The following is a 9,570-nucleotide window of genomic DNA, read 5'->3' on the forward strand; positions in this document are numbered from 1 at the left end:
CGCTTACCTCATTTATCTGGAAACATACTTTAGGTACAAGGTGCCTACATCCATGACTTCCGGATAGGCTTCAACACACACCCATTTTTGACCACCAAAGTATTCATTCATGTAGTCATTGACAGCTGGTGGGACAGTTTTAACGATTGCTTCTTTGATATCCTCGGTTTTAAGTTTGGTAATGGTGGATTCAAAATCGGTAGAGACTCGTCCCAATTCAGCAACATTCTTTTCTGGGGTGTCGGGATAGCTGACCAGTTTGACAATCTGATGTTCCACTTCAATCCCGCGGATGCGGTCAATCAGCGTGACCTTATCGCCAATGGCAATGGCCAGGTTTCCATAGTCATCCGGTAACAGACTAGCCAGATCCACCACCGAAGCGGTATAGACCCGATTGGGGATCGATAACCCTGTCACTTTTTTCTGAGCCGCCGCCAGCAGTTCTTCTTTTAGCTCATAGCGTTCATCGACCCAGACCTGGGTAATGACTTTGCTTGTATATTGAAAATTTTCGACATAGGCCTTGCCGCCGTTGATGTCTTCAAAGGAAAGCCCATCTTTTCCAAAGGCATACAGCCGAGTAACCAGATCAAAGCTATCACCCCGGAGTTCACATTCTTTGATGTTGAGTTCATCAGAAAAATGAACGCCTTTGTTGGTGTAGCCTTGGGTGGTGGTGACTCGGATTATTTTCTGAATACAATCATAGCGAAAGATGATACCATAGGTTTTTTCAGCCAGTCTCAGCAGATCCAGGGTGTTTCCGGATTCCATGGATACTGTTTTTGTGGCGGTGATAGTCTCAGTACCGGTGACCATCCAGCCTGTCCCAGAAAGGATTTGATTGAGAAAGGCTGCTAATGTGATATCTTCAAGTATAAGCTGATGATACCCTGTCACCATAAAGTCCGATAAATCCAAACTGCAACCAATAATGGTGGTTTGGCCACGTTCATCGATGCTTTTTATGACATAACGGTTATCGTCAGTTAAAATCAGGTTTTCTTCAATCAGATCTTTATACAGTGGATGCTTAACATAGATTTCAAAGGACAAGGTATCCTCGCCATTTTCCAGCAGTTCAGTAACATAGCAATTATCCAGCTGATCCAGTTCACCGATCGGCGTTTTGTTTTGGTTGAGTAAGCTTAATATCATCATTTCACCCACTATTCTTCAGCCAACAGCATAACGCAATCAAAAACAAACACTGCACTATAGTGGCGGCTTGAGATTTGATTAATCTGGGTGCTCACCAGCATACAGTCAAAGCATTGGCCTTCGATAAAGCGGTTGTTGAGGGTCACCACACATTTTTTCAGGGCTTGTTTTAACGCTTCGATATCGGAGAGCTTACCATTTTTAAAATAGCATTCCACTGCCAGCTTGCTGAATCGTTCTTTGGTTTTAAAGTATATCGGTTTCTCAGCGTTTTCCGGCCAAAAATAGGAAGGACTGTAATCACCAGGCGTGTAAAGACTATTGGCGTAAGTCGCATTGAAAGTTGATAACAAGACTGCACCGGAAGCATTTGTTATTTCGCATACTGCCATCAGATTTTACCTCCTCTCAAACTAAAGGCCAGATCCCGAGAAACAATCGGGGTGATGGAATGGCCCACTGCCTTTTTATCCAGCTCGACAGTGGTGTAGATATAAATCGGTGCGGCACTACCACCGTCCAGCATACCGGTTGAACTATTTCCAGCTGAAGTTCTCCCGGTTAATCCGTTTGATTGGGTGTTCACATCCAGGGTGGTGGGAATCGCACCGAGCATATCCCGGGTGACCGTCGCCATTTTTCTGACAAAACCAACCCCGACCCCGGCACCCATGTTTTCGCCAATATCCGCATACACTGTCGATGGTGAGTGCATCCCTAAGAGATTTCTGACACCGTCCGTAACGCCACCAAAGAAACCGGTGACCTTATCTGAAAGCCACTGTCCCATGGACATGATCCCGTCCCATAAGCCTTTGACGATGTTGATCCCCACATCATAGATCGCCTCAGCTGCCTTTCCTAGACCGCTCACGAGAGCGATAATAATTTCAGGTAGCGCCGCAATCAGTGTGGGAATGGCGGCTATCAGGCCGGTGACCAGGGATATGATTAAGTTGATCCCGGTTTCAATAATCAGCGGTAAGTTATTGACAAAGTAGTTGATAAACGAATTGATCAATTGTGGTAAAGCTTCAATCAAAATGGGTAAGGCATTGATCAGCCCTTGAGCCAGTCCTGTGATTAAGGCTAAGGCCGCTTCAATTAAGAGTCCGGCATTATCCATCAGGGTTTGAGCCATCAGGATGACACACTCGACGATCTTTGGTACCAGTTCTGGCAATGCCTCAGCGATCCCGGTAATCAGAGTGGCTACCATCACCATGGCACTCTCCAGAATAGCCGGAAGATTATCGAGAATCCCCTGGGTGAGAGCCAGCACCAATTGCAGGGCGCCATCGGTTAATTGCGGCAGGGCTGAGATCAAACCTTCCAGAAGGGTGAAGATTAATTGGTTGGCGGTATCGATTAACATCGGCAGATTAGCAAGAAATGAACTGCCCACCGCTCCGACAATATCCATCCCGACCTGAACAACGGCGGGCATGTTACTCAGAACCATATCGGCAATCCCGCCGACAGTGCTACCAATGACCTGGGATATTTTGGTAAAGTCGCCGCCAGCATCTTGCAGACCTTTGGTAAAATCGCCAAGCAGAGAAACACCCTCATCGGCCAGGATCTGAAGCTGGGGCAGCAGTACCGTGCCAAGGGCATTTTTAGCTACATCACTGCCAGATTTTAAGCGCTGGACGCTGTCATCAAATTTCCCCAGCTGGGCCAGGGTTTCATCACTGAGCACAGCCCCCATCCGTTTGGCTTCGTCGGTAAGTTCAGCAATCCCAGCTGAACCCTGAGCAATCAGCGGATTTAATTCCTGGGCGGATTTCCCGAAGATCTTCATGGCCAGGGCATCCCGCTCAGCACCTTCTTCCATTTTGCCAAGGGCATCAATGGTTTCCCAATAAACATCTTCGCCACTTCGCAGGGATCCGTCGGCATTTGCGACAGATATTCCTAATCGATCATAAGCTTCAATCATATCGGCTGAACCATCCCGGGCCGAAGACATCGATCGGATCTGTTTGGCCATTGAGCCAGTGAGGGTTTCCATGGAAACATCGACTAACTCTGCCGCGTATTTGTACGCCTGCAGGCTTTCAGCCGATACCCCCGCAACGGTAGCAGTCGTCAGGATTTCATCGGCATAGGCTGCCGCTCCCATCGTCATATCGGTTAAAGATTTAGCCGAAGAAACCGCTGCCGCACCAACGGCGACAAAGGCTGTGCCCATGGCGATACCGATGCCTTTTAGCGTCCCGCCTAACGCTCTAAATTTACCGCCGGAGCTTTCTGCTTTATTGGCAGTATCATTAAGGGACTTGCCAAACTGTTCGGCCTGTTTTTCAGCATCATCAAACTCATCTGCGATTTCAGTCAGGGCTTTTTCATTTTTCCTGATTTCCTGATCCAGCCCATTGAGATGCGCCTTGGCATTGTTGAGTTGGATCGCCCAGTTTTGGGTACGGCGGTCATTCTCGCCAAAGGAGGTGGCAGCATTGTCCAGGGCTTTTTCCAGGGCTTTGATCTTATCTTTCTGGGCATCCATTTCTTTATTTAACAGCTGGTTCCGGGCGGTGACTGCTTCGATGCTTTTATCCTGCTTATCAAACTGGGACTCGACCAGCTTCATTTCGCTGCCCAGCACCTTAAAGGATTGATTGATATCCCGGAGGGCGTTCTTAAACTCTTTTTCGCCTTCAACCCCAATTTTTAAGCCGAAATTTCCATTAGCCATATGCATCACCTCCTGCTTTTGGGCATGAAAAAAGACACTCAGAATCGAGTGCCTGATATGTTACTTCATTATTATCTTTGAGAACTGAACCCTTCATATTTAGGCTGGTATTTTAAATGGAGACTTGTTTCAGCAAAACTTAATACTAAGGGTCCGAAATTTGCGTCAAAAAGAATATCAATTCTTCTTAAATTCTTTTTCATCCACGATTCAATATTATCAGTGGACAAGCTGTATTTTTTCATTTCGGGATCTGATAAGATTGACGAAGCCAGCGTACTTTGAGCACTTCCAGGTTTATAATGCTGATAAGTAAAACGTGGTCCGCTGTTTGAACCCGCTTTTCCGATTTTTAGAAATCGGTCATTTAGAGCAAAAGAATAGATGCCCATTTTTCCCCTAGGCAAAGTACGTGCGCAATGTGGACAGCCCAAATCGATTACGTCGATTCTTTCGCTATCAATTTGATATTCAACAGCTTTAAAAGCGCTTTTTAACAATTTTTCAAATTCTACAACATAGTCCATTTGACCCTCATCTTGATTAAACATAATACCGAACAACCAATCTTGAACCAAATCCACTACTTTCTGTTTTTCCAGCAACAGGTCGCGGGAGTTCTAAAACTTTATCCCCGGTTTTCATGCAATTATACATGGCCTGACAGCAACTTTTCATTCGAGCATCTTTTCCCTTTGGATCTCCAAGCATCTCATGCAGTGTTTTTGCACAAATATCAACGTGGTCTTCTCCATCCTCTTTTACATCCCGTTTCAATAATTCGATTTCCGTCATAAAATCTTGAACATTTGGAATAGCCATTTCATTACCTCCGTTTTTTTCTGCATTATAACACAGACACTATATAGTAATTCAAGTCATAGTATTGGATTGTAATTGGAAGTAACTGGTGTGTGATTGAGTTGTGATTTGTACAATTTTTTTAAAAAAATGGCCATTTCATGGGGTTGTTTGGATCTGCTTTTTATTTTGCATCTAAAATGCAACGAAAACGTAAAATATTAGTATCATCAGAATGCTTAAGTTTTTTTAAGTAAATTTATAAATATTCTGATGCGCTTTTTATGGAATAAGATCATCAATGGTCCATTCCCGTTTGGGTTTCTCCAACCCCAGAAACTGTTTATGACAGGTCCAAAGATCAAGCAGCAGGCCCAGTGGCATCAACAAAACCTGTTCTTCTGATCGGTTTAAATGAACGGTGCCATAATATAAAAGTCGAGTAAACAAGGCTTCATCATCTACTCGACTTTCACGTTTTTTAGGGGTTCACCATCAGCGGTATTATCCTCGCTTTCGACATGGCGCTTGGTGCCAAGCATCATCGCTTGGGTAATGGCATTCTTATAATCTGCCAGTTCCATCGGGGTCGTTAAAAGCTCGACGGCTTCTTCGGTTAGTAGCGGTTTCTTTTCTTCATTCTGAAGATTATGAATTAGGATGCTTTGGTTGGCCAGCAGCGAAATCAGCCAGGTTACCTCATCCAGAGCCATTTCAAAGTTTTCATTCTTCATTAAGGTTTCACCCAGGTTGGCGAGACCGCCATAACGCTTGGCAATTTCCTTGGTGGCTTTGGTGGTAAAAATCAGCGGATACTCCACGCCACCGATTGCAACGACGGCCATTCGATCAGTATCCATCATCATGGTGTACCTCCAATACTGGCCATGGTATTTAACCAGGTCTTAGCTTCTGCTTCGGTTGGGAAGGTGGCTTCTTCTTTCCAGACATCCAGCACATCGGTTAGGATGGTGCCTTCAATGGTCGGGGTTTGGAAATTGATGGCTTCCCCTCGAGTTTCCATACTTTCAGATGGGACACCAAATTTTACCTTGGTTAACCAAATGGCCCTAAAACCTCGGATATTGTTTTTAATGCTGGTGGCATAAAAGCCAACTCCGACAAAAGCCCCATCATCGGAGCCTTTGGCGGTCATTTTTTTATTGGTCCCGGATTCAATAGTCGTCAGGGTATGCCCTAAGATAAGCGCTCGGGTTTCATAGTCCAGATGATCCCCATTCAGGGTCAGCTTACCCGATTTGAATTCTTTGACATTTTCAATAATCCGGTCATCGCCCCGCAGCACCCCTTCATTCACTTCAATATTCATATCCGCTTTGATTGCATAGGCCATAATCCGGCCTTCTGCATAGGTGGTGTCGTTTTCGGTTTCTGTCAGTTTTGAACAGATGAGATATTTAAGTCCTATTTGTGCCATTATACTTCCTCCACTTCATAGTCTTTTGCCACATCGATGGCATAATGGTGATAGCCGGTGTCATCCTCATGACCGACGTAGCGCCGATCGGTGATGACAAAGCCTGAATTAAGTAGGCTTTTAATAAGTCTGTTTTTTAAAGCCATGTAATTGTTCTTACAAAAGATCGAAATCCGCACCTCCTCAACCGTTCGCAGGGGCAGATCGTCGCCGTAGAGTGCAAATGTATCTGTCAGCGGGGTCACCACCATATACTCGTATGATGGTTCTTCAGAAAATTTCCCAGTTTCCACCAAAACATTGAGTCCGCTAATGATCTGATTGAGTTCGATTAAGCTGTTCATAGACTTTCAATCTCGCTTTCCAGTTTATTCTTCATCGCTTCAATACAAGCCTTCCGGGACTTGGCCCGGGCTGGTTTGAGAAACGGTTTCGGCAGTTGGCCGCTTTTGCCGTATTCCAGAATATTGGCAATCTTGGCATTGCTTTCACCACCGGAGCGGGGTTCAGAAAAACCAATCTTGAGATTGTAATTACCAGCACTGTCTTTTTTCACCGGAGATACCCCCAGGGCTGCTTCCAGCTCGCCAGTAGATCGACTCTTTAGTTTTGTTTCGCTACCAATGACAGCGCTGAGATTGCTTTTGACTTTTTCAAGGACCACATCGCCACCTGCTTCCAAAACTCTGGGAATGATGTCATCGGACTTTTCAGCAAGGGTTGAAATTTTGAGCAGAAAATCGTCCGGCATTTTGATCGTAATTTTAGCCACTGGTTTCCATCCTTTCACAGAGCACTTCGGTGTACATCCCTCGACCTTTCACATCCTCAACTGAAACGATGTTGTAGCGTCCGGTATCACAGACGATTACCATGTTGGTTTTAACAACAATGCCGGGAATGGCTCTAAATCTAAAAAGTGCCGAGGCATTGGTAAAAATCGCTCTGTTTTTCCAGCTTTCATTGCCATGGCGATCCTCTTTATAGGCTCGAACTGAAGCGATGATGGTATCGCCGGTGCTTACAAACCCTTCAGTATCTTTAACCGGTTGGGTAGTGATCAGATCGATCGTGGTATTCATTTTTCCAAAACTCATGATCACACCTTAAAATCCTTATTCATTTGCAGAAGCCGATTGACCACCGTCCAGACCTGATTGCTGGCCTGAACATTGTCGGCAAAAAAGCCCCCGGTGCTGCCATCCCGGCTTTCATAGAAATGGGATGACAGCATAATCACTGCCTGTTCGGTGGTGGGGTGCATATCATGCTTTAAATAAAAACCATCTTCTTTTTTTTGATAGCTTTCCGCATAAGATGTGGCAGTAAATATGAAATTCTGTAATAACTCATCATCCTCACTTTGCTCAAGAATCAGATTGGCTTTGACTTTTTCCAGGAGTGTTTTCATCACTGCCACCTCGTTTCATTATTCGGTTTTCATTAAACCGGCTGCTTTAAACTTTGAAAGTAGGGCATTAAAATCTGTCACCAGTCCCGCAATGGTCGTAGCGGTGCTGTCAGTCTGAAAATCAGCCTGGGGCTGCCCCAATAAAACAGCACCCTCTTTAATTTCGAGGGTGCCGCCAATCACCGTTTTATCGCCGCCGTCAGTTGTATAGTTTTTCGTCGTATAGCTCATGACCCACCTATGCCTTTTGTTTCAAAACTTTAATGGCTTCCGGTAAGATCAGTGTTAATTGTCAAATTATAAGTGTCAAAACAGTCTTGATTTAATCAAATTATTTCGGCTAAACCGAGCTTTTCAACTATGGTATAATGATTAATCATTAAGCACTTTAAGGAAGCACAAACCATGGTTCATCTGGAACACTTTTCTGACCACCCACTGGATTATATCACCGAATTCTACACCGCTAAAAAAGTTCGCATCGATAGCTGTCCTCATTGTTATTCGCGCAGGCGGCTCCATCTTCATGGTGTCTATCACCGGCATGTGATCTGGTATGAGGATGTCTTCTCCATTCCGGTACAACGCCATTACTGTATTCATTGCGGTAAGACCGTGAGTATCCTGCCTTCTTTCTGCCATCCCGGTTTTCAGCTGGCCCTTCCATTTCTGCTGAAACTGCTTTGGGCCTTCTTTAACAGGATTCCTTCAGGCTGCGCTTTAGCGCATCAGCATCGGCACTTTATCACCCGGCGTTTTCTTTTTTGTCTGAACCGGCTGATTGAGTATTTTCGCATCTGCCATGATCCTTTAATCGTCTTTCCTGATTTTGGGCATGAAAAAGCCATAAAGCTTCTTGAAATGGTCCACTCGGTGGGGAAGCCCCACATCTTCGGCAAAAGATATCACGATCATTTTAAGAAAGGATTTATGGCACTTTAATTGTACCATCCTTCCCTATTTTTTTGAAGAACTATTTGTCCCACAGCGCTTTTGCTTTGCCTTTTATCGATTGATCCGTTATGCTCTACTTACCTGGTTTTCTGGATCCTTAAAACCTCATATCTAATTAATCGGAGGTTTTTTACAATGACTGAAAAAGACAAAGAATTGATTGCTTTATTTCGCTATGGCCTGATTGCGCCGTTACTGACGGATACCGTCACAAACCACACGGCTTATCTGGATGAGATCAGTGCAAAAACCCATGATGTCCCCCATTATGGCATCCGCACCTACAACCGCAAAACCCTGCTGGAATGGCATCGGCTGTACCGGCGCCATGGTTTTGATGCGCTCAAGCCCAAGGTTCGGACGGACAAAGGTTCATCCCGGGCGCTACCGGCAGAATCGGCCAAACGGCTCCTTACGCTGCGAACGGAAAACATCCATTTATCGGTGAAGTTGTTCCATGAGTGGCTCATTCATGAAGGCCACTTCACCAGCTCCGACTGTTCCTATTCGACGGTGTATCGACTGCTGAAAAAACATCAGATGTTAAAGCCATCAGTGGCGGATACGTCGGATCGCCGCCGTTTCGCCCATGTTGATATCAACACCCTGTGGCAGACCGATGTTTCCCACGGCCCCTATCTGACTCTTAATGGTAAAAAGCGCAAAACCTATCTGATCGCTTTTATCGATGATGCTTCCCGGCGGATTACCGGGGCTCAGTTCATGCTGGCTGAAAAGAATGAAGATCTCCTTCATGTCCTTAAATCTGCTTTACTTACCTGTGGTAAGCCCACCATGCTTTATGCGGATAATGGCAAGATTTTCCGTTCTCATCAATTGAATACTTCCTGTGCCACTCTGGGCATTGCACTGGTCAACACCAGGCCTTATGATCCCAAAAGCAAGGGTTATGTTAAGCGTTCCGTTATGTAAAGAAAGGGCTATTCATTCCCATGCATAACGGAAACGCAGGTGATATTTCTTTACATAATCACCGTTGTTGATTAAAGCTTTTTAACCAGTGTTTTAGATTTTTATTATTATCCCATTTTGCCTCCTCGTCGGGAACAAGTTCTTTACTTGCGGCCTCTTTCCTACTTTTGA

14 protein-coding genes and 1 pseudogene are annotated in these 9,570 nt (G+C 45.0%); 2 read left to right on the top strand and 13 right to left on the bottom strand.

Going from position 1 to position 9,570, the window contains the following annotated elements:
- Positions 1 to 12: 12 nt before the first annotated feature.
- The 13 genes from BI182_RS07540 to BI182_RS07600 form a co-directional block, all read right to left on the bottom strand.
- The gene (locus BI182_RS07540) at positions 13 to 1,164 is read right to left on the bottom strand and encodes a phage tail protein (protein ID WP_286806622.1); all 1,152 of its coding nucleotides are present in this window, start codon (positions 1,162 to 1,164) and stop codon (positions 13 to 15) included.
- A gap of 8 nt (positions 1,165 to 1,172) precedes the next feature.
- Complete coding sequence (locus tag BI182_RS07545) at positions 1,173 to 1,556, bottom strand: hypothetical protein (protein ID WP_286806624.1); 384 nt, start codon at positions 1,554 to 1,556, stop codon at positions 1,173 to 1,175.
- Positions 1,556 to 3,862, bottom strand: a complete 2,307-nt coding sequence (locus BI182_RS07550) for a phage tail protein (RefSeq protein WP_286806626.1) — start codon at positions 3,860 to 3,862, stop codon at positions 1,556 to 1,558. The genes BI182_RS07545 and BI182_RS07550 overlap by 1 nt, the downstream gene beginning before the upstream one ends.
- Before the next feature lie 71 nt (positions 3,863 to 3,933).
- Positions 3,934 to 4,389, bottom strand: a complete 456-nt coding sequence (locus BI182_RS07555) for a hypothetical protein (protein WP_286806627.1) — start codon at positions 4,387 to 4,389, stop codon at positions 3,934 to 3,936.
- A 16-nt stretch (positions 4,390 to 4,405) separates the two neighbouring features.
- Positions 4,406 to 4,684 carry a hypothetical protein gene (locus BI182_RS07560; protein ID WP_286806629.1) on the bottom strand — a complete coding sequence of 93 codons (279 nt, stop codon included), beginning with the start codon at positions 4,682 to 4,684 and terminating at the stop codon, positions 4,406 to 4,408.
- Positions 4,685 to 4,945: 261 nt separating this feature from the next.
- On the bottom strand, positions 4,946 to 5,113 hold the full coding sequence (locus tag BI182_RS07565; RefSeq protein ID WP_286806630.1) for a hypothetical protein: 168 nt from the start codon (positions 5,111 to 5,113) through the stop codon (positions 4,946 to 4,948).
- 11 nt (positions 5,114 to 5,124) lie between these two features.
- Positions 5,125 to 5,523, bottom strand: coding sequence for a hypothetical protein (locus BI182_RS07570; RefSeq protein WP_502691634.1), 399 nt, complete (start codon positions 5,521 to 5,523; stop codon positions 5,125 to 5,127).
- A gap of 2 nt (positions 5,524 to 5,525) precedes the next feature.
- Positions 5,526 to 6,101, bottom strand: coding sequence for a major tail protein (locus tag BI182_RS07575; RefSeq protein ID WP_286806632.1), 576 nt, complete (start codon positions 6,099 to 6,101; stop codon positions 5,526 to 5,528).
- Positions 6,101 to 6,445, bottom strand: a complete 345-nt coding sequence (locus tag BI182_RS07580; RefSeq protein WP_286806634.1) for a hypothetical protein — start codon at positions 6,443 to 6,445, stop codon at positions 6,101 to 6,103. Before BI182_RS07580 ends, BI182_RS07575 begins: the two co-directional genes overlap by 1 nt.
- Positions 6,442 to 6,873, bottom strand: a complete 432-nt coding sequence (locus BI182_RS07585; RefSeq protein ID WP_286806635.1) for an HK97 gp10 family phage protein — start codon at positions 6,871 to 6,873, stop codon at positions 6,442 to 6,444. Before BI182_RS07585 ends, BI182_RS07580 begins: the two co-directional genes overlap by 4 nt.
- A complete protein-coding gene (locus BI182_RS07590) occupies positions 6,866 to 7,198 on the bottom strand; it encodes a head-tail adaptor protein (protein ID WP_286806636.1) in 333 nt (110 codons plus the stop codon). Before BI182_RS07590 ends, BI182_RS07585 begins: the two co-directional genes overlap by 8 nt.
- A gap of 2 nt (positions 7,199 to 7,200) precedes the next feature.
- Positions 7,201 to 7,512 carry a head-tail connector protein gene (locus tag BI182_RS07595; RefSeq protein ID WP_286806638.1) on the bottom strand — a complete coding sequence of 104 codons (312 nt, stop codon included), beginning with the start codon at positions 7,510 to 7,512 and terminating at the stop codon, positions 7,201 to 7,203.
- Between the two features lie 18 nt (positions 7,513 to 7,530).
- Complete coding sequence (locus tag BI182_RS07600; RefSeq protein ID WP_286806639.1) at positions 7,531 to 7,743, bottom strand: Head fiber protein; 213 nt, start codon at positions 7,741 to 7,743, stop codon at positions 7,531 to 7,533.
- Positions 7,744 to 7,917: 174 nt separating this feature from the next.
- Here BI182_RS07600 and BI182_RS07605 point away from each other — a divergent pair, with 174 nt between their 5' ends.
- Entirely contained in the window at positions 7,918 to 8,454 is a 537-nt protein-coding gene (locus BI182_RS07605; RefSeq protein WP_286806640.1) for a transposase, read from the top strand.
- A 147-nt stretch (positions 8,455 to 8,601) separates the two neighbouring features.
- A pseudogene (locus BI182_RS07610) lies at positions 8,602 to 9,387 on the top strand (DDE-type integrase/transposase/recombinase); the annotation flags it as partial.
- Positions 9,388 to 9,570 lie beyond the last annotated feature (183 nt).

The sequence above is a fragment of the Acetobacterium sp. MES1 genome (assembly GCF_002237635.1).
GTDB lineage: Bacteria > Bacillota > Clostridia > Eubacteriales > Eubacteriaceae > Acetobacterium > Acetobacterium wieringae.